Origin of the sequence: Halomonas sp. SpR8, from assembly GCF_031010195.1 — a bacterium.
Classification (GTDB): Bacteria; Pseudomonadota; Gammaproteobacteria; order Pseudomonadales; family Halomonadaceae; genus Vreelandella.
In genome coordinates, this window is record NZ_JAUAMC010000001.1 from 195,498 (window position 1) to 221,525 (window position 26,028).

At 55.3% G+C, this 26,028-nt stretch carries 20 protein-coding genes; 13 read left to right on the top strand and 7 right to left on the bottom strand.

What is annotated here, in order from left to right; genetic code table 11:
- The first annotated feature begins 69 nt into the window (after window positions 1–69).
- A complete protein-coding gene (locus tag QT230_RS00925; protein WP_308319610.1) occupies window positions 70–1,197 on the top strand; it encodes a TAXI family TRAP transporter solute-binding subunit in 1,128 nt (375 codons plus the stop codon).
- 33 nt (window positions 1,198–1,230) lie between these two features.
- Window positions 1,231–3,144: a TRAP transporter fused permease subunit gene (locus QT230_RS00930; protein ID WP_308319611.1), complete on the top strand. Its 1,914-nt coding sequence runs from the start codon at window positions 1,231–1,233 to the stop codon at window positions 3,142–3,144.
- 60 nt (window positions 3,145–3,204) lie between these two features.
- On the opposite strand, the gene QT230_RS00935 is transcribed toward QT230_RS00930, so the two are convergent.
- The 3 genes from QT230_RS00935 to QT230_RS00945 form a co-directional block, all read right to left on the bottom strand.
- Window positions 3,205–3,984: a CLCA_X family protein gene (locus QT230_RS00935; protein ID WP_308319612.1), complete on the bottom strand. Its 780-nt coding sequence runs from the start codon at window positions 3,982–3,984 to the stop codon at window positions 3,205–3,207.
- Window positions 3,985–5,377: 1,393 nt separating this feature from the next.
- Window positions 5,378–6,688, bottom strand: coding sequence for a M20/M25/M40 family metallo-hydrolase (locus tag QT230_RS00940; protein ID WP_308319613.1), 1,311 nt, complete (start codon window positions 6,686–6,688; stop codon window positions 5,378–5,380).
- Between the two features lie 79 nt (window positions 6,689–6,767).
- Window positions 6,768–7,652, bottom strand: coding sequence for a LysR family transcriptional regulator (locus QT230_RS00945; RefSeq protein WP_308319614.1), 885 nt, complete (start codon window positions 7,650–7,652; stop codon window positions 6,768–6,770).
- Window positions 7,653–7,810: 158 nt separating this feature from the next.
- Here QT230_RS00945 and QT230_RS00950 point away from each other — a divergent pair, with 158 nt between their 5' ends.
- From QT230_RS00950 to QT230_RS00970, 5 genes are all read left to right on the top strand, one after another.
- Window positions 7,811–8,776: a TAXI family TRAP transporter solute-binding subunit gene (locus QT230_RS00950; protein ID WP_308319615.1), complete on the top strand. Its 966-nt coding sequence runs from the start codon at window positions 7,811–7,813 to the stop codon at window positions 8,774–8,776.
- 20 nt (window positions 8,777–8,796) lie between these two features.
- On the top strand, window positions 8,797–10,707 hold the full coding sequence (locus tag QT230_RS00955; protein WP_308319616.1) for a TRAP transporter fused permease subunit: 1,911 nt from the start codon (window positions 8,797–8,799) through the stop codon (window positions 10,705–10,707).
- The gene (locus QT230_RS00960) at window positions 10,704–12,110 is read left to right on the top strand and encodes an acyclic terpene utilization AtuA family protein (RefSeq protein WP_308319617.1); all 1,407 of its coding nucleotides are present in this window, start codon (window positions 10,704–10,706) and stop codon (window positions 12,108–12,110) included. Before QT230_RS00955 ends, QT230_RS00960 begins: the two co-directional genes overlap by 4 nt.
- Window positions 12,097–12,450, top strand: coding sequence for a hypothetical protein (locus QT230_RS00965; RefSeq protein ID WP_308319618.1), 354 nt, complete (start codon window positions 12,097–12,099; stop codon window positions 12,448–12,450). The genes QT230_RS00960 and QT230_RS00965 overlap by 14 nt, the downstream gene beginning before the upstream one ends.
- A 183-nt stretch (window positions 12,451–12,633) precedes the next feature.
- A complete protein-coding gene (locus tag QT230_RS00970) occupies window positions 12,634–14,097 on the top strand; it encodes a sodium-dependent transporter (protein WP_308319619.1) in 1,464 nt (487 codons plus the stop codon).
- Here QT230_RS00970 and QT230_RS00975 read toward each other — a convergent pair.
- Together QT230_RS00975 and QT230_RS00980 are read right to left on the bottom strand one after the other, a co-directional pair.
- Window positions 13,981–15,414 carry a Y-family DNA polymerase gene (locus QT230_RS00975; RefSeq protein WP_308319620.1) on the bottom strand — a complete coding sequence of 478 codons (1,434 nt, stop codon included), beginning with the start codon at window positions 15,412–15,414 and terminating at the stop codon, window positions 13,981–13,983. The genes QT230_RS00970 and QT230_RS00975 overlap by 117 nt on opposite strands.
- 49 nt (window positions 15,415–15,463) lie before the next feature.
- Window positions 15,464–15,907 (bottom strand): translesion error-prone DNA polymerase V autoproteolytic subunit, encoded by a 444-nt coding sequence (locus QT230_RS00980; RefSeq protein ID WP_308319621.1) that lies wholly within the window; start codon window positions 15,905–15,907, stop codon window positions 15,464–15,466.
- Window positions 15,908–16,136: 229 nt separating this feature from the next.
- Here QT230_RS00980 and glyA point away from each other — a divergent pair, with 229 nt between their 5' ends.
- The 3 genes from glyA to QT230_RS00995 all read left to right on the top strand — a co-directional run bounded on the left by glyA (window position 16,137) and on the right by QT230_RS00995 (window position 20,186).
- Window positions 16,137–17,402, top strand: a complete 1,266-nt coding sequence (gene glyA, locus QT230_RS00985; RefSeq protein WP_308319622.1) for a serine hydroxymethyltransferase — start codon at window positions 16,137–16,139, stop codon at window positions 17,400–17,402.
- Between the two features lie 586 nt (window positions 17,403–17,988).
- Window positions 17,989–18,969, top strand: a complete 981-nt coding sequence (locus tag QT230_RS00990) for an HAD-IIB family hydrolase (protein WP_308319623.1) — start codon at window positions 17,989–17,991, stop codon at window positions 18,967–18,969.
- A complete protein-coding gene (locus tag QT230_RS00995; protein WP_308319624.1) occupies window positions 18,966–20,186 on the top strand; it encodes a glycosyl transferase in 1,221 nt (406 codons plus the stop codon). Before QT230_RS00990 ends, QT230_RS00995 begins: the two co-directional genes overlap by 4 nt.
- 26 nt (window positions 20,187–20,212) lie before the next feature.
- On the opposite strand, the gene dsbG is transcribed toward QT230_RS00995, so the two are convergent.
- Together dsbG and QT230_RS01005 are read right to left on the bottom strand one after the other, a co-directional pair.
- Complete coding sequence (gene dsbG / locus QT230_RS01000) at window positions 20,213–20,995, bottom strand: thiol:disulfide interchange protein DsbG (RefSeq protein WP_308319625.1); 783 nt, start codon at window positions 20,993–20,995, stop codon at window positions 20,213–20,215.
- Between the two features lie 187 nt (window positions 20,996–21,182).
- The gene (locus QT230_RS01005; protein WP_308319626.1) at window positions 21,183–22,949 is read right to left on the bottom strand and encodes a sugar phosphorylase; all 1,767 of its coding nucleotides are present in this window, start codon (window positions 22,947–22,949) and stop codon (window positions 21,183–21,185) included.
- A 170-nt stretch (window positions 22,950–23,119) separates the two neighbouring features.
- On the opposite strand from QT230_RS01005, the gene nrdR reads away from it, so the two are divergent.
- The 3 genes from nrdR (at window position 23,120) to ribBA (ending at window position 25,999) form a co-directional block, all read left to right on the top strand.
- Window positions 23,120–23,599 carry a transcriptional regulator NrdR gene (gene nrdR, locus QT230_RS01010; RefSeq protein ID WP_308319627.1) on the top strand — a complete coding sequence of 160 codons (480 nt, stop codon included), beginning with the start codon at window positions 23,120–23,122 and terminating at the stop codon, window positions 23,597–23,599.
- The gene (ribD, locus tag QT230_RS01015; RefSeq protein ID WP_308319628.1) at window positions 23,596–24,762 is read left to right on the top strand and encodes a bifunctional diaminohydroxyphosphoribosylaminopyrimidine deaminase/5-amino-6-(5-phosphoribosylamino)uracil reductase RibD; all 1,167 of its coding nucleotides are present in this window, start codon (window positions 23,596–23,598) and stop codon (window positions 24,760–24,762) included. The genes nrdR and ribD overlap by 4 nt, the downstream gene beginning before the upstream one ends.
- A gap of 70 nt (window positions 24,763–24,832) precedes the next feature.
- Entirely contained in the window at window positions 24,833–25,999 is a 1,167-nt protein-coding gene (gene ribBA / locus QT230_RS01020; RefSeq protein WP_308320103.1) for a bifunctional 3,4-dihydroxy-2-butanone-4-phosphate synthase/GTP cyclohydrolase II, read from the top strand.
- Window positions 26,000–26,028: the final 29 nt, after the last annotated feature.

Genomic DNA, 26,028 nt, shown 5'->3' on the forward strand with positions numbered 1-26,028 from the left:
AGTCGAATGGGCTGATAACAATCACCAATGACGTTAATGCTAATAACAACACAACATGAGAGCAAAACCATGAAACGCACGCACCTGGCCACTGGCCTTATCTCCACCGTTTTTGCCGCTCTAGCCAATACGGCCTCGGCCACAGAGCTTCCCGGCACCATGACATGGACCGCCTACGATGTCGGCTCGCAAGGGCACTCGGAGGCATCTGCCATTGCCGATGCCTTTGGCAAGGCCTACAACACCCGCATCCGTATCCAACCTGCGGGGTCGGCTATTGGGCGACTGCAGCCCCTGGTAAGTGGGCGAGCTGACTATGCCTACCTGGCCACGGAGTCCTTCTTTGCAACGGAAGGCATTCACGACTTTAGCGAGCGTCGCTGGGGGCCCCAAGACCTCAGGGCCGTTGCCGGAAGACCATCCACCTTTGGTGTGCCATCGGCTGCCGACGCCAATATCCACACACTTGAAGATTTACGGGGGCAGCGGGTTGCCTACGTGGCAGGCAACCCTTCGGTCAATGTGAAGTGTGATGCGATCCTGGCCTTCGCGGGTCTGAGTCGCGGCGATGTAGAGGCGGTGATGTTCCCGACCCACGGAGCCGCCATGAGCTCACTGGTCGAGGATCGGGCCGATGCCACCTGTACGACCACCACCGCCAGTCAGCTCTATGAGCTGGAAGAGTCGTCTCGTGGTATTCGCTGGGTGGAAATTCCTGCCGATGACGAAGAGGGCTGGGCGCGCATGAACCAAGTGGCCCCCGTCTTCCAACCATTTCGTGAAACCATTGGCGCCGGGCTAAGCGAAGCGTCGCCCGCCAATATGCTGGCCTACCGTTACCCGATTATTGTGGCCATGGCGGATCGTGACGAAGAGGAGGTCTACCAGTTCATCAAGAGCCTGGATGAGAGTTATGACCTTTATCGTGACGCGACTGCTGCCATTCACCGCTGGGCAATCGAGGACTCCGGCGTGCCGCCTATCGATATACCTTTTCATTCTGGGGCTATCCGTTACATGGAAGAGAAAGGACTATGGAACGAGGAGATGCAGGCATGGAATGATAGCCGTCTCGCCCGCCTGGAAGCGCTGAAGCAAGCCTGGGAGTCACTTCTGAACGAGGAGCCAGACCTCGAAGCAGAAGCGCTTGCCGAACGTTGGGAAGCTCGCCGACAAGAAGTGATTGGCGCGCTTTAACCACGGGGTGGATGTGTAACTGGGAGCAACACCATGAGCAATTCAAGTCAAGAGCGATTGAAAGGTCTGGCAAGGTGGATAGTGATGGGGCTGGGGGCCGTCGGCCTGTTGATGACGATCAACCAAACCTTTGCCCTCAAGCTGTTGGGGTTCTACCCGATCGGTAATGCCTTCATCTACTATCTGATAGGGCTGTTCCTATCGTCGGCACTCCTGATCTTTCCAGCCCGCAAGGCGGATGCCGAACGACTTCCCTGGTATGACTGGGTGCTGGCGGGGGCTGCTCTTGGTGGCGCTATCTACCTTGGCCTTAACGGCCTGCGCATGACCCAGCAAGGGTGGGAGTATTTCGCCCCGCTCGAAGCCACGCTGGTGGCAACGATGATGCTGCTACTGGTGCTGGAGGGCGTTCGCCGCTGTGGAGGCTGGTCGATTTTTGCCGTGGCACTGCTGTTTGGACTCTATCCGCTCTATGCAGGCCATATGCCCGGCTTCCTGTGGAGTAACGGCTTTGGCTTGGGGGAAACCATCCGGGCGCATGTCATGGGGGCGGAAAGCATTGTTGGCGTGCCGATGCAGGTCGTCGCCAATCTGATTATCGGGTTCGTCGTGTTCGGGATCGCGCTGACCATCACCGGTGGTGGTGAGTTCTTCATGAATTTCGCTACTGCACTGATGGGGCGAAGCCGCGGTGGGACCGCCAAGGTAGCGGTTGTTTCCAGTGCCTTCATGGGCAGTTTATCCGGCAGTGCGGTATCCAATATTCTGACCACGGGGACGATTACCATTCCTGCCATGAAGCGCAGTGGCTATTCACGCGAGTATGCTGCAGCCGTAGAAGCATGCGCCTCGACGGGCGGTACTTTGATGCCGCCTGTCATGGGGGCCGTTGCCTTCATCATGGCTTCCTTTCTAGGCGTCAGTTACGGAGAGGTCATGATGGCGGCGCTGCTGCCAGCACTGCTCTTCTACCTAGCCCTGCTGCTTCAGGTGGATAACTATGCCGCCCGCAAAGGCCTTACGGGTATGCCCGCCAAGGATATCCCCAGGGTGCGTGACACGCTGCTCTCTGGATGGCCGTACCTGCTCAGCCTGGGTGTGCTGATCTACATGTTGCTTGTCATGCGTCTGGAAAGCCAGGCGCCTTACTATGCAACCTTGATATTGCTGGCGATTGCACTGGTGCGCCGTCAACAGCGACTGCGTGTCAGTCAACTGATGGATTTTTTCTACCAACTGGCGCATGGCGTGGGGAGCCTGGTCGCCGTGCTAGCCGGTATCGGTTTGGTGGTAGGTGGGCTTTCCTATACGGGGGTAGCAGGAGCTTTCTCTCGCGAACTGCTGCTCTACGCAGGCGACAGCATTCCCCTGATGCTGGCGGCGGGAGCGATTACCAGCTTTATCCTTGGTATGGGAATGACGGTCAGCGCATGCTACATCTTCCTGTCGATTCTGCTGGCGCCAGCGTTGGTGGGTGCTGGTCTCAACCCTCTCGCCAGCCATCTGTTCATTCTTTACTGGGGAATGCTCTCCTATATCACTCCGCCCGTGGCGCTAGCCGCCATTACTGCTGCCGGTGTTGCGGGCGCCAACAGTACCTGGACGAGTCTGCATGCCGTGCGGTTGGGAGCCGTGCTGTTCGTGCTGCCGTTTCTATTCGTCCTCAACCCATCGCTGATTTTGCAGGGCCCACTATTGAGTGTGATGGCGTCCGCTTTTACAGCCATGACCGCGATCTGGTTGGTGGCAGCGGCGATGGAAGGATACCTTTATCGAATAGGTTCGGTGGGAGTGCGCATGCGTTGTGCGCTGCTGGTACCTGCTGCGCTGATGATCTACCCCGAATGGATCAGTGACCTGCTGGGCTTTCTAGCGCTTGCATTGTGCTACCTGATGGCGATGCTGCACGCCACGAAACGCGCAAACATAACGAAGTGTTCCACGTAAGTGAATCTGCTTTAGACACCAACGGCGTTCGGTAGCAAAGCCTTTCGAGCGCTGTCATGCTTACCCTGCGTTCCGCAACGCTTTTCCCAGCCCACCAAAATAGTCGCTATACGCACGGTTAATCCTTTCCCGCTGCTCGCCCTGCGGATACAGCCCCATTTCCGCTTCTGGTGAAGCTTTGGTGCCTTTGACCAGAAAGTGATTGGTGAGGGCAGCGTCTTGCACATACGCTTCAAAAGCGCGGGCGCAGAGCTCTTCAGGCTTACTGTAGTAGAGCTGGCCGAGTTTTTTATCCATTTGTGCCGAATGCTGAAAAAGCTCGCTAGGCTGATCGCCCGCTGGCTGGAGCAGAATGGTTTTAAAGCAGCGCATCAGTAAATCATTAAGGGGGTGGGGGACTGGCGTTGCATCCGCTAACCAAGCAGTAGAGGCAAACATGCCGCTAGGTGTGCCATAAAAACATTTAGGGGCGATGTAGTGGTCAAAGGCATGATACCACTCATGGGCAATGCTGCCTGGTCCTGCGTTTTTAGCCAGCGCAAAGCTGCGTTGGCTGGGGTCATAATGGGCAGAAACACCCGGTCGACCACCACTGCCATATTGCAACGCTATTGAGCCGCGCAGCGAAATCAACGCCTCTGGCCCCTGCAGAATCAACATAAGATCGCATAACGCATCGTGAAAAAGCTCAGCGGCCCGGTCACGCTCGGTGCTGGTGACCCAGCGGCCAATCTCAATGGAGCGAAAATCAAACTGGCGCCGAATCAAGGCAAAGCTACTCGCTTGCCCTTGACGATGATCGGGCCCATTACGGTAAAAATCTCGCGCCTCAATGCTCACTGGTCGTTTCACCCTTGTATTCAGCCCCCAGATTCCCACTAACTACTGGTAACGCATTTTAATAGCCTCATTTTTCACCGCCAGGAGAGTTGCAAAAGTGCGGTGGTATTTACAGCAAGGCGGATGATTTTACCCCTTACGTGCGTGAAGATGGCCAACTGATAACTGGCCAGAATCCGCCATCTTCAATGCTAACGACTGAGACTTTAATGGCGTGGCCGGGTCAGCTAATGCGTACCGCGCCATGTGGGCCTAGCCCTTCCGCAGACACAACAGGTTTAGAAGTTGTAGTTGAGCGATACACCTGCACCAATGCTGCCTTCCCAGCTTTGCGCCCAGGCTTGGGGTGCCAATGCAAGGCTTAGGGCAGCGGCGGGCCACCATTTTTTAGCGGTCATGGTCATTATCCTTAGCGATTATTTAGCAAACGTGCGTGATTGTATGTGCTGATTAAGAAAGTTGGCAAGTCACTGTTTCGATATCAAAATATCTTTAGAAAATTATTTATCGCTACATATCTCAGGTTAGATAAACTCATGTCTATAGAGCGCACTGTGTGCACACAGCGAAAGGAACTCGCGATAAGGAAAACAAGCAAGGATTGCTTGTTTAACACAGGGATGCACGAACAGGATGTTCGTGATGAAAGATCAAGGAAGGCCTTATAAAAACCCGGCCAGGGAATGGCCGGGTTTTTTTACCCTCAAATTAAATGACATGCTAATTAAGCTTTTATGGCGTCTCTTTTAACTATTTTGCATTTAGCAACACTATCATTTAGCAAGCATAGTGGTAATAGAGAGAGCTTAATTCATTCAAGGGCACTTCAACCGCTGTTTGGCAGTTAAGGCAGCGTACGGTCGTACTATCCTTCCCTGTACCTTCTAAACGGAAGCGGTTGAAAAACGCTGACTTGGGTGACTCTGCATTACCGCAATGACGACAGATGATATCCAAGCCATTGACTTTATTGCTGATTATAATGTCGCGCACGCTGACCTCCTACCATTTTGGTTGATGATGGTTCAGGCGTGGTAACGTCCGTGTTGAACAACATCGTTGCCGATGCTTTTAAAGTATATGTGCCGTTGGGCTTCTTAGCCATAGGAATTAGCCATCAGAATAAATTAAAAACGTGCATTAAATCGACGCAATTACGCTTCTTTTCAATTAAAGCAATATTTTTTTGATTTAATAACCTAGGTTAGATAAACACAGCGTCACGAGGTCCATTGTGGAATCACACCACATGGAAGTGGAAACAAGGAAGATAAGCAAAGGAAGCTTAAAGTACTCAAGGAAGCACAAGCAGGATGTTTGTGAGGAAGAATCAAGGAAGGTTTAAGAAAGCCCCGGCCAAGGAATGGCTGGGGCTTCTTTTTATACGCTTATTTTATTTTTTGGCTTTTTTCTTGGTTTTTGTAGGCTCGCTATTTTCCGGGATTTTTTTGCTTTCATCACTTTCACTGTCTGGCTTGTCACTACCTTGATGGGTTAGTGGACTTGCTTGATCCAGGCGTGGGTGATTATCCAGGAATTCACGCTGTAGGTTCGGCAGGCTATCAAGCGCTTGCAGGGTGTGGGTAAGCGCATGAATCGCCGCCAGCACATCTTGGGTATGGCCGGTTTCGGAGATGGTGTGCATATTGCGAATAGGGAAACCAATCGAGGTGGCTGCGCTGTCAATAGACGCCAGTACACCTGCCATGCCATCGGTGCCTGTATCCACGCCGACAATATCGCGCTGCAGCGGAATATCCTGCTCTTTAGCGGCCTTGGCAATGATACGGTTCAACTGCTCGCTGGCGATCGAGCCCACCGCCATGGTAAAGCCTTTGCCCATCTCTAACGGCTGCATGCGTTTGTCACCGATACCAGGTGCCGCCACGTAGTCGTGGTTCACATCGACGCCAATCAGCGCATCCGGCTTCATTTCGCCCGCCATCACGCGGCTACCGAAGCGGCCAATCTCTTCGTAGCTGGCAATCGCAAACAGCACGCGCACATTTTTGGTGCCGCCTGCCTTGGCGATTAAGCGCGCTACTTCAGCCGCCACAAAGCAGCCCAGGCCGTTATCCAGGTAGGCGCCATAAAAGGTGTTGGGACTAAAGCCAGGGCGAATAGGGCGATCAAAAATAATCGAGTCACCGGGGCGTACGCCAAGATTAAGTACCTGCTGCTTTTTGTTTTCGCCGTGAATCTGTAAATCCAGATAGATCTGCTCTTTCTTCAAGCCTTTGCTGCCATCCCGCATGGCCGGATCAGAGAAGTGAATGGCACCCAAAGCTTCCACCGTGCCGCCTTCAATGCAACGGTAGCTACCGGGCGCTTCCGGGTCTTCGCTAAACAGCTTCACTTCGTGACCGATCAGTACGGTGGGCAAGAAGGAGTCGGTGTTGATCCAAATTTTGCCGTCTTCGCCAATCGAACGCACCTGCATACGGATTTTGTCCGCATGGCCGATGATCATGACCTTAAACATATCGTCGCGGTCAGGGTGGGTGTCCAGAACCACGCCGGCATTTCCCTTGAACTGGTGAAGGTGCCAGCTTTTGGGTGCAAAGCTTTCAAAATGGGGCTTTAGCACGCCGTAGGTCATGGCAGCTTCCAGCCCTACGGGGCTTGGTGCCGCCAGGATATCGCGCATCAGTTTGAACTGTGCGTCGGGCATCGGCTGTGTCCAGGGTTTTGCACTATCGCTCATCGTTGTCGCTCACTAATCAAGGTGGATGTTAATCGCCTCTAGTCTGCCAGATTCCCGCTAGTTGTGTAGAGAAAGCCGCTTATTCGTGGCAATGAATTAGCTCGCGCAGAGCACTAGTTGCCGCGGAGGGAGGATGTCGTCGACTCAATATAATGCCCAGTTCACGGCGAATGGTCGGCTCGACCAGCGGGCGGTGCTCGATGCCATCGGTGGCGATCTGACGAAAACTGAGCGAGGGCAGCACACTGATACCCAAGCCTGCGGCCACCATGCGGCCCACCGTGGCGATCTGGCGGGCATCGCATAAGATATCCAGCCGCTCGCCCACGCTCTGCATAATGCGGTCAATATCCTGGCGTGAGCTGGAAAGGCGATTGATACCGATAAACGGATAGGCGGCCAGTTGGGCCCAGGCCACGGATTGTTGTGCTAGCAGCGGATGCCCGCAGGGGCAAACGGCCACATAGCTATCCTCAAGAACGGGTTCAAACGTCAGGTCATCCGTGTCGCCTGGCGGCACTGACAGCCCCAGGTCGGCGCGGCCTTCGCGCACCATTTGATTGATCTGTTCAGCTAACACATCGTGCAGGCTAAGATTAATGCGCGGATAGGCCTCGTGAAAACGCTTGATCACCCCTGGAAACAGTCCTGCCGCCAAGGTGGGAAGGGCAGCGACGGTGACCTTACCGCGTTGCTTGGAGAACTGGTCGTTAAGGTCTTCAAAGGCCTCATTCCAGTCATTTAACAGCCGCACCGCCACGGGTAAAAAAGCTTCACCCTCCGGGGTAAGCGCAAGCTGGCGAGTAGTGCGCGCAAACAGCGCACCGCCCACATTTTCTTCAAGTTTTCGTAGCGCAATCGAGATGGCCGGCTGGGAAAGATGCACCCGCTCGCTGGCCTCCGCAAGGCTGCGGGAGTGGGCGACGGCAACAAAGACACGCAACTGCTGGATGCTTGGATTCATTTATAAAGTAAAACATAAATTAAAAACTATTCAATATACAAAATAGAACGGGCGGACCATGCTTCTTTGTGTCGCATGTAAGCAACGTTGCGATCACCGTTTTACATAAAAAACGCTCTACAAAAACAATAGCTCGCTTGGCGAGCTTCGGAGACACAATGAAAACGCTACTTACCGCCATGGTGGCCAGCGCCGCGGTGCTAGCCGCTGCTACCACTCATGCCGACGAGCGCCTGCTGATTGGCTCTACCTCAAGTTCCTCCAGCCACTACAGTTACTTTGTGGCGATTAATCAGATTATTAATAACCAAGTCGAAGGGATCAGTTCTTCAGTTGCCGAAACTGGCGCCACGGTAGATAACCTGCGCCGTTTAGGGCGTGATCAAATTGATATGGGACTGGTAACGACCAATACCGGCTATCACGCCTACGCCGGCGAGGAAGACTTTGAAGGTCGACCGGTCGATAACCGCCTGCTCTGGGTCTACACCGTGGCACCACAAAATACCGTGATGCGTCAGGACGCCGGTGTGGAAACGTTCGCTGATCTAAACGGCGTACGCTTCAATCCCGGTATTACCGGCTCCGCCACCGAGAAAACCACCGAAGCGGTTATGCGCGCATTAGACATTGAGCCTGACTACGTGCGTGGTTCCACCACCGATATGGTCGATGCCATGAAGGATGGCCGAGTGATGGGGTCGGTGAAGTCGGGGGTTGGTGAACGCTTAGACGGCTCCTCCATGGACATCGCTACCTTCACACCCATTAGCGTGCTGTCGCTAAATGATGAAGAGGCGGACACGTTGCGCAATGAAATGCCTGACGTAGCGATTGTCGATGTGCCCGAAGGTGCCGCAGAAGGTATTCCCGCCTACACCACCTGGGCGTTTGGTGTTGCTGTGCACGCCCATCCGGACATGGATGAAGAAACAGCCTATCAAATCGTCAAAGCCGTGATGGAAAACCCAGAGCCGCAGGTCAACGCCTTTGCGGCTATGCGCGATGCGGATATGGCGAAAATGACCTTGGAAGTAGGCACCGTACCGCTTCATGCCGGGGCCGCGCGCTACTTTGAAGAGCAAGGGTATGACCTTCCCGATGCCTTGCAGCCTGTTCAGTAAGGTAAAGAGAGAAGATGGTCATGCGCGAGACAATCACTAAAAGCTTGGCGCTCCTGCTGGGCGGGCTAATCCTTTATACCTCCGCCACTGGGCCATTCGAGAGCTTGATTCAGCGGAGTATCTTTCTCGCGCTGGTCATTCTGCTTGGGCTTGCCGTTTACCCATTAGGGCAAGGTAAGCGTTGGCGACCGCTGGGCATCGCTGTTGATGTCGTGCTGGCGGCTGGCGTCATATTTGCCTGCAGCTATGTAGCGCTCAATCACGAACAAATCCTGGTTGAACTGCCTTGGGCAACGCCCCGGGATATGCTGCTGACCGGTGTGCTGCTGGTAGCTATTCTAGAGCTTTCGCGGCGTGCCATCGGGGCTATTTTCCCACTGCTGGTACTAGCGGGGTTAGCCTACGCATGGTTAGGGGCTGTCATTCCAGGGCCGCTCGGCCACCGAGGGTTCGATCTCTACTACATGACCGAAACCATCTACCTCGGCGATTTAGGCGTATGGGGCATGCTGGTGGGTGTGGCGGCAACAACGATCGCGGCTTTTGTGCTGTTCGGCTGTTTGCTACTTCACACGGGGGGCGGCAATACCTTCATGGATCTGGCGCTGCGTATCAGCGGTCGCTCACCAGGTGGTGCTGCAAAGGTCGCTACAGTAGCATCCGGGCTGTTCGGTATGGTCAGCGGTAGTGCGGTGGCCAATGTGGCGACGACGGGCAACTTCACGATTCCCATGATGAAGCGCTTGAACTACCCGCGCCCATTCGCGGCGGGGGTGGAAGCGGTAGCCTCTACCGGGGGGCAAATCGCGCCGCCGATTCTGGGTGCTGCGGCGTTTATTATGGCGGAAATTCTTGGTGAAAGTTATCTGCGTATTGCGGTGGCGGCCTTGTTGCCAGCGATACTTTTTTACCTGGGCGTGTTTATCACCATCCACTTGGTAGCTAAGCGCCGCCAGTTGCAGGTAGTGCCTGACGATGAGCTGCCTGCCTGGTCAGAGGTGATTCGTCCTGAACGTATTATTCCCATTTTGGCTGCCTTGGGCGGGCTTTTTTACGGCGTACTCAGCGGCCGTTCGATTCAGATGTCAGCGTTTTACGGCATCTTAATGACCGTGCTGACCTTCGTACCCTTTGCGCTGATAGCCAAAATGCCGCTGCGTGAGATTGTCGGCAAGCTGGTGTCAGGCTTGGTCGATGCCGGCAAAGGCATGGTGATTATCGGCGTGCTGCTCGCTGGGGCGCAGATTTTGGTCGCGATGATCGGCATGACCGGCATTGGCGTGACGCTGGCAAGCCTTATTGTCTCTGTGGGCGGTGAGTCGCTGTTTCTGGTGGCCTTTATCGTCGGCGGTGTGTGTCTGATTCTAGGCATGGGAATTCCTACCACGGCGGCGTATGTACTGGTGGCTTCCGTTTTAGCGCCCGCGCTCACGACCATTGGTGTTGAGCCGCTGATCGCCCACCTGTTTGTTTTCTACTTCGCTACGCTCTCGGTCATCACACCGCCTGTCTGTATTGCGGTGTTTGTGGCATCGGGTATTGCCGATACCAACTGGCTACCCGCGGCGATTGAATCGGTGCGCCTGGCGGCGGCGATCTACGTCATTCCTTTCTTGCTGCTTATTTACCCAGCCTTGGCGGGCTTTGGCACTGGCTGGGAAATCGTACTGGCGAGCTGCCAGGGCGTGGTGTTTGTGGTGGCCTTTGCGGCGCTGATGAGTCGCGTAGCGATGACAGGCAGGCGTGTCGTTGACGTTGTGGCGCTCATTGCGGTGATCGGCTTGGCCCTTACCCCCGGTTGGCTGACCACACTCGCGGCCTTAGTGTTAATTGTTGGATTATTTATGCGCCGTCGCGGGCTGCTGGAAGACGAGCTTGTGTCAGGTTCAGGCGATCACCCCTCGCTGCATGCCAAGGAGACACAGCTATGAGCTTTTTATTAGGTAGTGGAGCGGGCTTCTCCGGTGATCGTACTGATGCCGCTGTGGCAGTGGTTGCTGAATTAATCAAGCGTCAGCAGCCCTCCGCGTTAGTATTTGAAACTCTGGGCGAGCGTACGCTAGCGGCGGCTCACCGGGCCATGCGCGACGATCCCGAAAGCGGTTTTGAGCCACTGCTAGACGAACTGCTAGCCCCGGTGCTGCGCGACTGCCTGGATCACAATATCAAAATTTTAGGTAACTTCGGCGCAGCTAACCCCAGCGGTGCTTGCCAGGTGATTGCTGATTTAGCTGCGCAACTAGGCCGCGCGGATGTGCGCATTGCCCAGGTGCATGGTGACGATATTCGTCAGCAGCTGCACCGTTTGGATCTACAGCAGTGGGAGGCCGAACGGCTAGCGATGCCTGACGATGACGCCTTGATTTCAGCCAATGTTTACCTGGGTGCGAAGGCGCTGTCTGAGGCGTTGGCCATGCAAGCCGAGGTGGTCGTGACCGGGCGGGTTGCCGACCCGGCGCTGTTTTTAGCGCCGTTGATGCATCACTTCGATTGGCGTTGGGACGATTGGGATCGCCTGGCCTGCGGCATGATGGCCGGGCACTTGGCCGAGTGTGGCGCCCAGGTGAGCGGCGGTTATTTTGCCGACCCGGGTTTTAAAGATGTGCCGGGGCTCGCCACGGTAGGCTATCCGATTATTGAAGTCGAAGAGGATGGCAGCCTGATCATTACCAAGCCTGCCCACACCGGAGGCTGTGTCACTGAGCAAACGGTTAAAGAGCAACTGCTTTATGAAGTCCACGACCCGGCAAATTACCTGACACCAGACGTCACGGTGGATCTTAGCCATGCTGTGGTACGCCAGTTATCGCCCAATCGTGTTGCAGTGACTGGGATTCGGGGCAAGCCTGCTCCGGAGCGGTTGAAGACCACGGTGTGTTACGAAGGCGGCTGGCAGGGCGAAGCAGAAATCTCCTATGCAGGGCCCAATGCGCTAGCCAGGGCACGGCTTGCTGAGCAGGTATTGCGAGAGCGGCTAGCTTTTCGTGCACCCGCCGAGCTGCGCACCCGTTTGGATATCATTGGCCTCGCCAGTGTCTTTGATAGCGATAGCGGCGAACTGCAGCGTAGCGCTTCAGCTTCTGCCAGCGGCGATTATCGACTTCGGTTAGCGGCTGAGCACAGTGAGCGGCGCTGGGTTGCCCGCGCCACCCAAGAGCTATTGGCGCTTTACTGTGCGGGGCCTGCTGGCGGCGGGGGGGTACGTCGTCAATTTCAGCGGCGAGTGTTTACCGCCTCTTATTTAGTTAAGCGTAGCGACGTACATGCTCATGCCAGTCTGTTTGAGTCGTCGGCGCTCGGCGAATATAGGAGTGAATGCGATGCTGCAAGCTGAACGCACCACAAAAACAGCCAACTCATCAACCACGGTTACCCTTCATCAATTAGCCCACGCACGTGCGGGTGATAAGGGCGAGCGCCTGAATGTGGCGCTGTTTGCCTATGACCCAGACCGCTACGCAACCTTACTGGAGCAGGTCACCGAGGAGCGGGTGCTGGCGCTGTTTGCCCACCGTGGTGCCAGTCGAGTGCGGCGCTATCCCTTGCCTAACTTGGCGGGCATGAACTTTGTGATTGATGACGTACTGCAGGGCGGGGTTAATGGCGCGCTTAATTTGGATGGGCATGGCAAAACGCTGTCGTTTTTGTTGTTAAGCCTGGAGGTGAATATTTAGCCAGACCCTCGACTTAGCTGGTCGAACCCGCTGCCTAGAACGCCTTACTATGAGGACAAAATACGCACGCTAATTAATATACCAAGGCATCGTTAAAAATCCGCTAAGGAGCAGGGGCTTAGTGGGCATTGCCTGCGAAATCCTCTAGGATAGTCGCCTTTTTCTGACGGGATAAATGGGCAAATGACCTCTTCTAGGCAACCTCGCACCCAATGGCTAGGCCGCTGGGGGTTTATGTTAGCGGCAACCGGCTCCGCGGTGGGGCTCGGTAATATCTGGAAATTCCCTTATATGACCGGCGAGTTTGGTGGCGGCGCTTTCGTGCTAGTTTATCTGGCGTGTATTTTTGCCGTGGGCGTACCGGTGATGATGACCGAAATTGCCTTCGGGCGGCGTGGCCGCGGCAGCCCCATTGATGCGATTCGTCGCGTGGCCAGCGAGTCTAGCCGCTCGACTGCTTGGTCGCTCATCGGCTGGATGGCGATGCTCTGCGGTTTTATGATTTTGTCATTTTACGTGGTAGTGGCGGGGTGGTCGTTTTCCTATCTATGGAAGATGCTCACCGGCGGCCTCGCAGGCAGCAGCGTTGGGGATATGGCCGCGGTGTTTAGTGCCAACAATGCCAATCCGTTGAATCTCGGTTTCTGGAGCACTTTCGTTACGCTTATCACCATGCTGATTGTAGGCAAAGGCGTGCAGCAGGGAATCGAGAAGAGCGTGAGCTGGATGATGCCGGGGCTGGTGATCATGCTGGTGGTGCTGATTGGTTTTGGCATGTTTTCCGGTGGTTTTGGCGCGGCGGTCAACTTTCTGTTCTCGTTCAATGCCGAAAGCCTCTCCAGCGAGGGCCTGTTGGCTGCGCTGGGCCATGCGTTCTTTACCCTTTCCCTCGCCTCTGGGGCGATCCTGACTTATGGCAGCTACCTACCCAAAGGGGCTTCCATTGGCCGCACCACGGTAAGCGTGGCCATTGCCGATACCGTGGTGGCGTTGATGGCGGGGCTGGCGATCTTCCCGGTTATTTTTGCCAACGGTATGGACCCCGGCGAGGGCCCCGGGCTGATCTTTATGAGCCTGCCGTTGGCATTCCAGGCGATGCCGCTGGGCACGCTGTTTGGCATTCTGTTCTTCCTGATGCTCTCCATGGCGGCGCTGACGTCCTCAATATCCATGGTGGAAGCGACAGTCTCGTGGCTGTGTGATAACAAAGGTCTTTCGCGGCCCGCTGCCGCTTGGGGCACAGGTATAGTGCTGTGGCTGATCAGTACCCTGGCAATGCTGTCATTCAACCTGGGTGCCGACTGGACGCTGGCAAGTAAGAACTTCTTTGACTGGCTGGATTACCTGACCTCGCGCTTTATGATGCCGCTGGGCGGTTTGGGCACGGTCGTGCTGGCAGGCTTTGTATTGAAAAGCGAAGCGTTTCGCGATGAATTGGGGCTTGCACCGCTGCCTTATGCTCTGTGGCTGACCATGGTGCGCTACGTTAGCCCGCTGGGCATAGTGGTGATTTTTGTCGATGCGCTAGGGTTATATCAAGTTTCGTTTGCCGCTCACTGGCCGTGGCTGCTGGCGATTCTCGTCGCTATGGTGGCGCTGGGGGAAACCCTCAGCCCGCGGCTGCGCAATGCACTTAGCACTGGCTAGCGCTTGCTGCTTGTATTTTTGCTTCGCCTCGGCGGCGGCAACTGCGCCGGGGTGAGTGCCCACTTTCATAAGCTCATCCCAGTGTGTGGTATAGCGATCTGAACGATGGGCACAGCGTAACTGCCAGGAGGCTGGCGCATTCGTCATGCCAAAACTGATGGTGCCTTGCCCCATGCGCTGGTTGATCTGATCTACCGTTGCCATCAAAAACGGATGGCGTTCACGAGTGGGTGGATGCAGCAGCGAAAGCTGGTGCTGCTCAGCGTCGACTAAATCCAGCAGCATCACGCCAGCCTTCATAAACCGATGGCGCGGGCGATGAATTTGCTCAAGCCCTTGGCGTACAGCATCCAGTATCACCCGGGTGTCGTCACTGGGCGAGGGCAGGGCGATCAGCGCCTGCGGGAAGTATGGGCTCTGGTCGCGGCGGTGGCGGTTGGTGTTAAGAAATACCATTACCGCACGGGCTAAACTGCGCTGCTCACGCAGCTTTTCAGCGCTACGCTGGGCATGGCGGCGCAGGGCGTTGTGTACTTCTGCAAAGATGCCAGTGGGCTGGCCGAAGGAGCGCGAGGTCATAATGCGCTGGCGCGGCTGATCCAGGGCATTCATCTCCAAACAGGGGACGCCGCGTAGCTCAAGCGCCGTGCGCGCGAGTACTACGGAGAAGCGCTTGCGCAGCTGCTTGTCATCGCTTTCTCGTAAGTCCCAGGCGGTGTTAACGCCGCCAACGGCCAAGCGATCGGCTAGCCGGTGACCGACGCCCCAAATACTGCCCACCGGCGTACGTTTGAGCAGTGCCTGGGTAGTGTGATCCTGTCCATTAAGTAGGCAAACGCCTTGGTAATGTGGGTCTTGCTTGGCAAGATGATTGGCAAGTTTGGCGAGGGTATGAGTCGGGGCGAGCCCGACACACACCGGCAAACCCAAGTGGCGGCGAATACGCTGGCGCAACTGTCGCCCCAGGGCCTCACACTGCTGCGTGGTTAAACCATCCAAGTAAACGAACATCTCATCAATCGAGTAGGGCGCGACCTCCGGGCAAGCATCGCGCAGTAGCTGGGACAGCCGCGACGACATATCGCCGTAGAGCTCATAGTTGGACGATAGCAGGTGGATCTCGCCGCGCTGGCGCAGCCCTTCAAGCTTAAACGCGGGCGTACCCATAGGAATATCCAACGCTTTTAATTCGGCTGAGCGGGCGATAATGCAGCCGTCGTTATTTGACATAACGCCCACGGGCCTGCCTTCTAGCTTGGGCTGAAAGACTCGCTCGCAGCTGACATAAAAGTTGTTGGCATCGACTAGACCGATCATCGCCACTCCTCAGTCAACGTAAGTAGCTGTTTTAACGTAAGTAGCTATTTCAACGTAAGTACTCATGCACCACCGCGCGCACCACGCCCCACAGTTGGCAGTCACTGCCCTTAAGAGGGATGGGCGGATAGTGCGGGTGGGTCGAGCAGAGGTGCGGCGTTCCCCGGTAGAGCGCGTAGCGTTTGATCAGCGCTTCTCCTTCCAGCATGGCAACCAGAATATGACCCAGGCGCGGCTCAATACCGCGGTCAACAATCAGCAAATCTCCCTCAAAAATACCCCAGCCCTCCATACTGTCGCCGGTTGCGGTGACATAAAACGTCTCGGTAGGGTTTTTGACCAGTCGCGTATTGAGGTCCAGCGTGCACGGCTCGTAATCCTGAGCAGGCGAAGGAAAACCGCTAAAGCCAGCCCTGCCCATAAAAGCTAAATGAGGCTGGGGCTGGGAGGTTAACGGCAAGGCTGTGGGAGTGTGAGCTAGCTGGCCCGGCATCGTCGGCATCCTATTTCTAAAATATTGTATAAATATACAGTATTGTTTCAGGATAAGGAAAACGCAAATGAGCAAGCGATGGGGATAGGAACGTCTGTATCTTGTTAAGATGAATGCTGCTCATCAACAACCTGATGCGGATGCGATGAAACCCATGTCAGGCTGCGGTATGATAACGGCCTGATTACCCCCTATGATCGACCCTTTCTTGTTACGAGGTTCCTCGCCGATGTTCAGCCGCGATATGTCAATTGCCGGATTCGATGATGTGTTGTTTGACGCCATGCAGAAAGAAGTAAAGCGTCAAGAAGCCCACATAGAACTGATTGCTTCCGAAAACTATGCCAGCCCTCGCGTGCTTGAAGCCCAGGGCAGCCAACTGACCAATAAATACGCCGAAGGCTACCCCGGTAAGCGCTACTATGGCGGCTGTGAGTTCGTCGATATCGCTGAAAACCTGGCGATTGATTACGCCAAAGAGCTATTCGGCGCTAGCTACGTTAATGTTCAGCCTCACTCTGGGTCCCAGGCTAACAGCGCAGTATTCCAGGCGCTGGTTAAGCCGGGCGATACGATCTTGGGTATGAGCCTGGATGCGGGCGGCCACCTGACCCACGGTGCCAAACCTAACTTTTCGGGCAAGCACTACAACGCCATTCAGTACGGCTTGAATGATCAAGAGCTGATCGATTACGACCAGGTGGCCCAGCTTGCCCGTGAACATAAGCCCAAGATGATTATCGCTGGTTTCTCAGCCTACTCGCAGATTATTGATTGGGCCAAGTTCCGCGAAATTGCCGATGAGGTGGGCGCTTACTTGCTAGTCGATATGGCCCACGTTTCCGGTTTAGTCGCGTCAGGCGTTTACCCTAGCCCCTTGCCCCACGCTCACGTGGTTACGTCAACGACGCACAAAACCCTGCGTGGCCCGCGTAGTGGCGTGATTCTGTCCGCGGAAAACGACGCAGATATTGAGAAAAAGCTACAGTCAGCGGTATTCCCCGGCGGCCAGGGCGGCCCCTTGATGCACGTGATTGCTGCTAAGGCGGTGTGCTTCAAAGAGGCCATGACGCCCGAGTTCAAAGCTTACCAGCAGCAGGTGGTTAAAAACGCCAAGGCCATGGCTAAGGTGTTTATCGACCGCGGTTACGACATCGTTTCAGGCGGCACCGAAGATCATCTCTTCCTGCTTTCGCTGATCAAACAAGGCGTAACAGGTAAAGATGCCGATGCTGCGCTGGGGCGTGCCCACATTACTGTGAACAAGAATGCCGTGCCGAACGACCCGCAAAGCCCGTTTGTTACCTCCGGCCTGCGCATTGGTACTCCGGCGGTGACCACGCGCGGTTTTGGTGAGCAGGAGTGTACCGAGCTAGCTGGCTGGATCTGTGACATTCTCGATGTACTGGCCAAAGGCGAAGACACTAGCGCCATTGAAGCGAAAGTACTGGATAAAGTGGCCGAGGTTTGCACGCGCCTACCAGTTTATAAGTAACGATATACTAATACTTTAATACCAACACCCTTTATCACTAACGCCTCTACACTCTGTAGAGGCGTTTTTATTAGGGTTGGTAACAGAGAGTTACGTTCTTGGCGTCCTACTTTAAGCGCCGCCGAGCGCGGTGAGCAGTTTGGTCTGCGCGATTTAGTCGATGTTTTTGATGCACGTTGAATAAATAAGCAGGCAGTATATTAAAAAAAGCCCGCCAGGGGAGGCGGGCAGGATTTGGCTCACTGCAGCCCACTGGCATCAGGTGAGGGGTATGCAGGATCACCAGTGGGTACAATTTAAGTATAACTATTTCTGTGGATTTGCCAAGTGTTGTGTAAGATTTTTTAGTATAAATCGTAAAAAGTGCACCTTTCTGTTTCGCGCACAATTCTGGTGCATTTAGGCCGCTTCTTTTTGGTGCCGTCTCGCATTAGTTACTTGTCGCTCCATTCTCTGCGTTACTGATTTGTTTAACTTCATGATAATAAAATAATTTCACTTGTTGGCGTATAACTTGCTAACTAACTTATTATGGTTGCAAGGCTATCGTTGCAAGGTAATGTTATGACCGAAAAGAGGTAGTGCTATGCCTGAATCCACTCATCTTTCAGTGCCACTTTCCCCATCACTATCCTCGGTAGACCCGGTTTTACAGCCGCGACTGATAGTGACCGATTTAGACGGCTCGCTATTAGATCATCACAGTTATGACTTTAGCCCGGCCACACCGTGGCTTGCCCAACTAAAACAAATGAGGGTGCCGGTGATCCCGGTAACCAGTAAAACCCGTGCCGAGTTACTTCCCCTGCGCGAAGCGCTGGGCCTAACGGGGACGCCGTTTATTGCCGAAAATGGAGCGGTTATTGGCCTACCGCCAGGCTGGTGTCATGCTCGCCTGGATCGTCCAGGTAGTGGTCGTGATGGCGTCGTCATCAAATACCCCGGTGTGGATGTTGGCTTTATTCGCGCCCGCTTGAAGGTGTGGCGCGAACGGTTAAACATCCGCTTTACCCGAATGGATGAGCTAAGCGTTGGCGAGGTCATGGAACTGACTGGGCTAGATGAGATTCGTGCCCAGGATGCCCGTCAGCGGGAGGGCAGTGAACCGATCATTTGGCAAGATAGCGAAGTGGCGCTGGCCACTTTCCGCGACAGCCTGGAAGGCGATGGTCTCCAGCTTACTCAAGGCGGGCGTTTTTGGCATGTCATGGGGCGCTCTGCTGATAAGGGCAGCGCAGTAGAGTGGTTGGTCAAACGGTTTACTGCTTTGCGAGGGCGGCCCCCGCTTTCGCTGGGGCTGGGGGACGGGCCAAACGATATCACGATGCTTGAGGCGGTTGACCAGGCGGTGGTGATTCGCGGTTGCCATGACTTAGTCGTAGAGCCTCGCAACGCATCGTTATATCGAACCGACGCAACCGGGCCGACCGGCTGGGCCGAGGGGGTGGCTTACTGGTGGGGGCGAGCCGACCGCCGTTTAACGACGGCGGAGAAGAGTGATGCGGATAGTTGTGGTGCCGATAGTTGTGATGCCGATAACTGTGATGCCAGGGAGGTAAGCGCATGAGTGACTTTCATCAAAACGGTATTATTACTGATTTTCATAACCTGACTCGGCGTTCAGTAGAAGCGCTTGAGCAGGAGCTGTGTGGCTTTTCACGCCGGCGTCCGATGGGTTTGATTCTGCCGTCACTTTTTTCAGAGCTGGAGGGGCCAGCGTTATCGGGGATTGTTGATGAACTGGTGAAAGTCCCCTATCTCAATGAGATTGTGATTGGTTTAGATCGAGCCGATCGCGAGCAGTTCTTACATGCCCGTGAGTTTTTCTCTCGACTGCCGCAGCATACGCGCATTCTTTGGAACGATGGCCCACGGCTGCGTGCCCTGGATGCGGAGCTGGAAGAGCACGGGTTAGGCTCGTTGGAACCCGGCAAAGGGCGCAATGTGTGGTACTGCGCGGGTTATATGTTGTCGTCTGGGCGCTCGACAGTCGTTGGATTACATGATTGTGATATTTTGACCTACGAACGCGGATTGCTGGCGCGCTTGATGTATCCGGTAGCTCATCCGAATTTTAACTATAGCTTTTGTAAAGGTTATTACCCGCGTATTGCTGAAGGCAAGCTCAATGGTCGCGTCTCTCGTCTACTCGTTACGCCGTTACTGCGGGCGCTCAAAACGGTATGCGGGCCGCTGCCCTATCTCGATTATCTGGATAGCTTTCGTTATCCGCTTTCGGGAGAATTTGCGATGCGTAGTGAAGTCCTTGAAGGCATCCGTATTCCCGCCGACTGGGGGCTGGAGATTGGCGTTTTGTCTGAGTTGCAGCGCAACTACTCGTTGCGCCAGCTCTGCCAAGTGGACATTGCCGATGCCTATGACCACAAGCATCAGCCGGTTAGCGAAGATGATCCCGATGGTGGTTTGAACCGCATGAGTCTGGACATCTCAAAAGCGCTCTATCGTAAGCTTGCGACACAAGGCATTACCTTTAGCAGCGAAGATTTCCGTACACTCAAAGCTACCTATTATCGTTTTGCATTAGATCTGATCGAAGCCTATGACCACGATGCCACCATGAATGGTTTAAGCCTCGACCGCCACAGTGAGGAGCAGGCCGTAGAGCTATTTGCCAGCAATCTGCTTGAGGCAGGCAATCTGTTTTTAGATAACCCCAGAGAGCGGCCGTTTATTCCCAGTTGGAACCGAGTGCAGGCCGCTGTACCGGATCTGCTGGTGCGTATGCATGAGGCGGTCAAGCTCGATAATCAAGGCAAGGTTTAATCTCAGTTTGCAGTGGCAGGCTAAGCTTAAGGCGCTTCGCTGCCCATCATTTCAATCAGCCGTTCTTCACTGGGCAGCCCTTGAATACGGTCGATGCGAACGTTGCCGTTCTCCGCTTCACGTTGAAATGCGCTAGTTGGCGTTGCATAGAGGCCTAGCCCTTCAAACAGCTGGTTATTAGCGTACACCTGTTCTTCTATTTCGCGTGGCTGGGCGCTGGCGGCTACCTCTTCCTGACCATTTTCATGGGCATGCAGCGTGGCAACTGGGTCGTCGGCGCCGAGTAAGGTGGCTGCTTTGCCAGGGCTGTCGGGCGCTAAAATACCCACCATGATATGGCGCAGCTGCACTTCACCGGCCTCGACCCAAGGCCGAACGTCTTGCCACAGTTGGCGGCAGTAGGGGCAGTTGGCATCCGTAAAGGTATAGATCACGCGCGGCGCATCCACATCGCCATCCTGGATCCAGTGGCTTTCAGTGAGTAGTTGCCAGGTTTGGGCTTCAAGGGGGGCGCGTACGTGCTCATCCAATTGTGCTTCTGTTAAGTCATTACCCTCGCTATCCATCAATGTGCCGACCACCGCGTGCTCACCGTCAGGCGTTAAATAGATTGCCATATCCTGCCCCTGCACACTGGCGCCATAACCGCGCAAACCGCCGGGGGCTTCAAACTGCCCGTGAATCTCTATCCCTTGGTCGGCGAGTGCTTGCACGGGGGCGGGCAGGTCATCGGCATAGCTTGCAGAGGAGCCCCAAAGAACTGTCAGTAGGAGAAAACTGCTTATGGCAGGGTGACGTTTCAAATGCATTGCAGCGCCTTGTTTGAATAAGAGTGAGATTCTAAAAATCTAATAACCTCATTTTAACACTGGCAAACCCTAAAATAATGCCGAGCTGGGATTATCTCAGCACGACATTAGTTAGGGATTATGCGGGTTAAACCCGGGGCGTTCTGTCGCAACTAACCGTTACTAGCGGGCTGGGCTGCGTGTCGGTTCAGCTGGTTGCTACCAGCCAGCGCACAGCATAAGGCGGAAGGGCACCTTCGGCGCTCCAAGGGCTATTGGGGTCAAGCGCTTGCCAGGCGTGTTGGTCCAGTGCTTGGGTAACTGCCTCGCCCATATTTTCTATGGGGAGCGGCAGGTCGGTGACGTTATAAAGCGCAAGCAGACGGCGACCATCGTGGAGCGGGCCACGCTCCACCGCCAGCAGTTCTGGTGCTGAAACCACAACACGTTGGGCAGCATTGGGATGAAAGCAGGGCTCTTGACGGCGCTGCTCCAGCAGTCGGTTTAAGGCGTGGAAGACATCGTGAGTCGGCGTTGAAGGGCTGTCTATCAGCAAATCCAGCTCGCTACGCTGCCAGCGTCGTCGGTTGATCGAGCGCAGGCGGCCGCTACGCTCTACGCCTTCCACATCGTTAAGTGTGCCGGTGAGCGTGTGAATATACAGCGCCGGTATGCCTTGCAAGTTGAGCATAATCGCTTGGCTGCAAAGGAAACGGGCGATCTGCCACGGGTCGGGGCCGCGACGTGTGCCGCGCATGGCTTCAAACCAGGTGATATTGATCTCGTAGGGCGTATCGCTGCCATCCGGATTGCTGCGCATGCTGACGAAACCACCGAATTTGTGCATCAGCTCCAGCAAGGCATCGCGCTCGTGGTCGGGCAGTAAGCCTTCTAGCGGGCGCACGCCAATACCGTCGTGGCTGGCAGTGAAATTCAGGTAGGTACAGTGATCGGGGAGAACCGGCAAGCTAGCAAGCCAGGTTTGCAGCGTGCTGGCTTCACCTCGGGTGAGGGTATGCAATAGCAGTGGGGGAAGGGCAAATTGATACACCATGTGGGCTTCATCGGGCTCACCTTCAGAGAGGCGTTCAAGCCCGAAATAGCTGATGTTTTCCTGGTGGGGCACATTGGTTTCGGTAATCAGCAGGGTGCCCGGGGCGACATGATCTACAATCGCCCGCAGCAAGCGCACCACCGTGTGGGTCTCGGGCAGATGAATACAGGACGTACCCAGCCGCTTCCACAGAAACGCCACCGCATCTAGCCGTACAATCCGCGTACCTTGTTCCAGGTAGAACAGCAAGATACCCACGAATTCCAGCAGTACATCCGGGTTTTCAAAGTTTAAATCAAGCTGGTCTTCGGAGAAGGTTGCCCATAGGTATCGGGTACCACGCCGGGTGGAAATGGGCACCAGCAGCGGGCTGCTGCGTGGGCGCACCACCAAAGACACATCGGTGCCTGGGTCAACTTCAATAAAATAGTCGCGCCCCGGTAGGCTGCCGCTCAGGTAATCGACAAACCAAAGTGACTCACGCGAGACGTGGTTGAGCACCAAATCGGCCATTAAGTCGTAATGGCTGGCGAGCTCGCGGATGTGCGACCAGTCGCCCAACTCATTATTGACTTCCCGATAGTGGATGACCGAAAAGCCGTCGTCGCTACTCCACGGAAAAAAGGGCAGCACGTGAACGCCGCTGATGCGCTCGCCCAGGCGTGCTTGCAGGAAGTCGCTAAGAACCGCTAGTGGCGGTACCCCTTCCTCTATAATAGAGTCGCCGTAACTGATCACCCACTGATCTTTCTCGCTCCAAGACGGTGCGTTTTTCGATTTGCTATCAACTGGCGTGGACGAAAACGGGGCAAGGGAAAGAAAATGCTCTAGATGTAAGGTTAAGCGGCGCTGCACCTCGCCTGCCCGCGGGCCATACAGGTGGCTTAGGTAGTCGTGAACCGTCTTTTCAAAGGGTGACATGGGTGACTCCTGATAAACAATCTTCCACAAACGCTGCAGCTTGTGTGCCAAATCGTTACAATGCATGGTTAATACCGCTTTCAACGCCATTAATAGCACACCCTATCGATAGGTTATAACACGCTACTTCGTGCGGCTTGCCGACACGGGCTGACAATAGGTTGACCGCCATGCATTGCCCTTTTTGTGGTGCAAACGATACACGAGTGACTGATTCGCGGTTGGTGGCCGATGGTGACCAAGTGCGAAGGCGTCGCCAATGTGCAAGCTGCCAAGAGCGCTTTACCACTTACGAAACCGCTGAGTTAGTGATGCCTCGGGTGGTGAAGTCAGACGGTTCGCGGGAAAGCTTCAATGAAGCCAAGCTGCGAGCGGGCATGTTGCGCGCGCTCGAAAAGCGCCCAGTCAGTGCTGAGGCCATCGAAGCCGCAGTGGAGCGCATCCGCCAAACCCTGCGGGCGCGTGGTGACCGCGAAATTAACGCTCGGGATATTGGCGAGTCGGTGATGCAAACGCTTAAAACCCTCGACCACGTGGCTTATATCCGCTTTGCCTCGGTGTATCGCAAGTTTCAGGATCTGGATGAATTTCGCGCTGAAATTGACCGGCTTTCCCAAGAGCCCTCACACAAGAGCGGGCCGTCAAAATGAGCACTGGTTTTAGTCAAGCCGATCATCGCCATATGACGCGGGCGCTACAGCTAGCAAAGAAAGGGCTCTACACTACCGATCCCAATCCGCGGGTTGGCTGTGTGATTGTGCGTGATGGGCATATTGTTGGTGAAGGCTATCACCTGCGTGCCGGTGAGCCCCACGCGGAAATTCACGCCTTAAACGCCGCCGGTGAGCAGGCCCAAGGCGCCACCGCCTACGTCACTCTTGAACCCTGCTCCCACACCGGACGCACTGGCCCCTGCGCAGTGGCGTTGAAGGAAGCCTGTGTCTCGCGGGTAGTGATTGCGATGGTGGATCCTAATCCACACGTTAGCGGTCGTGGTATCCGCTTGCTCGAAGATGCCGGTATTGAGGTCGCGGTGGGTTTGTTGGAGAGCGAGGCTCGCGTGCTGAATCCCGGCTTTATCGCCCGCATGACCCAGCAGCGCCCCTTTGTACGCCTGAAAATGGCGATGAGTTTAGACGGCCGTACCGCCATGGGATCAGGGGAGTCCCAGTGGATTACCGGCCCGGAGGCACGCACTCAAGTACAGCGGCTACGAGCGCGCTCCAGCGCGATATTAAGCGGCGTTGAGTCCATTATTATGGATGACTCACGATTGACGTTGCGGGCCGATCAACTACACCTCGAAAATGCGCAAGAGGTCGTCCGCCGCCAGCCCCTACGAGTGATTTTAGATACCCATTTGCGCTTACCGTTAGCGGCCGCCTGTTTAACTGAGCCGGGCCGTACCTTGGTGATCACCACGCCCGACCACTCAGTTGAAAAGCGCGAACGGCTGACCCTGGCGGGGGCTGTGGTGCAGGTGCTGCCAGCCAGTGACAATGGCCGGATTGATCTCACACTGATGTTAGAGTGGCTCGCGGAAAATGAGCAGGTTAACGAACTGTTGGTGGAAACCGGCGCGACCCTGGCTGGCGCCATGCTCGATGCGGAGCTGATTGATGAACTGCAGCTGTTTGTCGCGCCCACGCTATTAGGCGGCGAAGCACGGCCCCTGTTTGCACTGCCTGGGCTCTCACGGATGGCCGATCAACGGCGCTTAACGATTCATGATATGCGGGCGGTGGGGCGCGATTGGCGCATTATTGCCTCCCCTCAGGCGACTAGCGCAACAGGTGATAGCAAGGTACCCTGACGCGCTAAATCGCCGCTTACGCGACAACCCTTCGCGATACATTAGCGCGACAACATTTATGGGAGATTCCATAGTGCACTCCTCCTCTAGAGGCTTAGCCCCTATCGCCGAGCTGGTGGACGATATCCGTCAGGGCAAAATGGTGATTCTCATGGACGATGAGGATCGTGAAAACGAAGGCGATATCATCATGGCCGCCGAAAAAGTGCAGGCCGAACATATCAACTTCATGGCTCGTTTCGCCCGTGGGCTTATCTGTATGCCGATGACCCGTGCACGCTGCGAGCAGCTTAATCTGCCGCTCATGGTGCGTGATAACGGCTCAGGCTTTGGCACCAAGTTCACGCTTTCAATCGAGGCCACCGAAGGCGTTACCACCGGTATTTCCGCGGCAGATCGAGCACGCACGGTGCAGGCAGCGGCGGCCCCTCACGCCAAACCGTCCGATATTGTTCAACCAGGGCATATTTTTCCGCTGATGGCAGAGCCTGGTGGCGTCCTGCGCCGTGCAGGCCATACTGAAGCCGCGTGTGATTTGGCGGCGTTGGCAGGCTGCGACCCTAGTGGCGTCATCTGCGAGGTTATGAACGATGACGGCAGCATGGCGCGCCGCCCGGAGCTAGAGGCGTTTGCCCACGAGCACGGGATTAAAATTGGCACCATCGCCGATTTGATTCACTATCGCATTGTTAACGAGCAGACGATCGACCACTTGGAAGCGTCAACGATCATGACCTCTCACGGCGAGCTGTCCTTGCACGTTTTTCGCGACCGTATTCAAGGCGCCCATCACCTTGCGCTGGTCAAGGGTCAGCCCACGGCTGAAGAGCCCACGACTGTTCGCGTGCATCTTACCGATACGCTGCGTGATGTGATGGGCCTGATGAAGGGCGATCAGTGCCGTTGGGATGCCCATCGTGCGCTCAAAGAAATTGCTGATGCCACGGCGGGCGTGTTTGTATTAATTGATGATGGTCGCCCGTGCCAGGATTTAAAAGACCAGTTGGATATCTTTTTAGATCGCGTCCGCCAGCCGCGTACCAGCGACTCCGATGGCGCTGGCAACTATTTAACCATTGGTACCGGCTCGCAAATCCTGCGCTATTTGGGTGTAGGTAAGATGCGACTACTGAGTTCACCGTGGAAGTTCTCGGCGCTATCTGGCTTTGATCTCGAAGTCGTCGAGCTTCTGGGCCCGAATGACACGGCGTACGAACCAGCGTTTCAGCAGGACTAATCAGCAGTACTAATCAGTAGGACTAAATT

Excerpts from the sequence above, each read along its gene's own strand:
- QT230_RS00940 (WP_308319613.1), bottom strand. The coding sequence starts at position 6,688 with ATGAGCGATAGTGCAAAACCCTGGACACAGCCGATGCCCGACGCACAG.
- QT230_RS00965 (WP_308319618.1), top strand. The coding sequence starts at position 12,097 with ATGCTGCAAGCTGAACGCACCACAAAAACAGCCAACTCATCAACCACG.
- QT230_RS00925 (WP_308319610.1), top strand. The coding sequence starts at position 70 with ATGAAACGCACGCACCTGGCCACTGGCCTTATCTCCACCGTTTTTGCC.
- glyA (WP_308319622.1), top strand. The coding sequence starts at position 16,137 with ATGTTCAGCCGCGATATGTCAATTGCCGGATTCGATGATGTGTTGTTT.
- QT230_RS00995 (WP_308319624.1), top strand. The coding sequence starts at position 18,966 with ATGAGTGACTTTCATCAAAACGGTATTATTACTGATTTTCATAACCTG.
- QT230_RS00990 (WP_308319623.1), top strand. The coding sequence starts at position 17,989 with ATGCCTGAATCCACTCATCTTTCAGTGCCACTTTCCCCATCACTATCC.
- QT230_RS00945 (WP_308319614.1), bottom strand. The coding sequence starts at position 7,652 with ATGAATCCAAGCATCCAGCAGTTGCGTGTCTTTGTTGCCGTCGCCCAC.
- QT230_RS00930 (WP_308319611.1), top strand. The coding sequence starts at position 1,231 with ATGAGCAATTCAAGTCAAGAGCGATTGAAAGGTCTGGCAAGGTGGATA.
- QT230_RS00960 (WP_308319617.1), top strand. The coding sequence starts at position 10,704 with ATGAGCTTTTTATTAGGTAGTGGAGCGGGCTTCTCCGGTGATCGTACT.
- ribD (WP_308319628.1), top strand. The coding sequence starts at position 23,596 with ATGAGCACTGGTTTTAGTCAAGCCGATCATCGCCATATGACGCGGGCG.
- QT230_RS00975 (WP_308319620.1), bottom strand. The coding sequence starts at position 15,414 with ATGATCGGTCTAGTCGATGCCAACAACTTTTATGTCAGCTGCGAGCGA.
- QT230_RS00955 (WP_308319616.1), top strand. The coding sequence starts at position 8,797 with ATGCGCGAGACAATCACTAAAAGCTTGGCGCTCCTGCTGGGCGGGCTA.
- dsbG (WP_308319625.1), bottom strand. The coding sequence starts at position 20,995 with ATGCATTTGAAACGTCACCCTGCCATAAGCAGTTTTCTCCTACTGACA.
- QT230_RS00980 (WP_308319621.1), bottom strand. The coding sequence starts at position 15,907 with ATGCCGGGCCAGCTAGCTCACACTCCCACAGCCTTGCCGTTAACCTCC.
- QT230_RS01005 (WP_308319626.1), bottom strand. The coding sequence starts at position 22,949 with ATGTCACCCTTTGAAAAGACGGTTCACGACTACCTAAGCCACCTGTAT.
- QT230_RS00950 (WP_308319615.1), top strand. The coding sequence starts at position 7,811 with ATGAAAACGCTACTTACCGCCATGGTGGCCAGCGCCGCGGTGCTAGCC.
- QT230_RS00970 (WP_308319619.1), top strand. The coding sequence starts at position 12,634 with ATGACCTCTTCTAGGCAACCTCGCACCCAATGGCTAGGCCGCTGGGGG.
- nrdR (WP_308319627.1), top strand. The coding sequence starts at position 23,120 with ATGCATTGCCCTTTTTGTGGTGCAAACGATACACGAGTGACTGATTCG.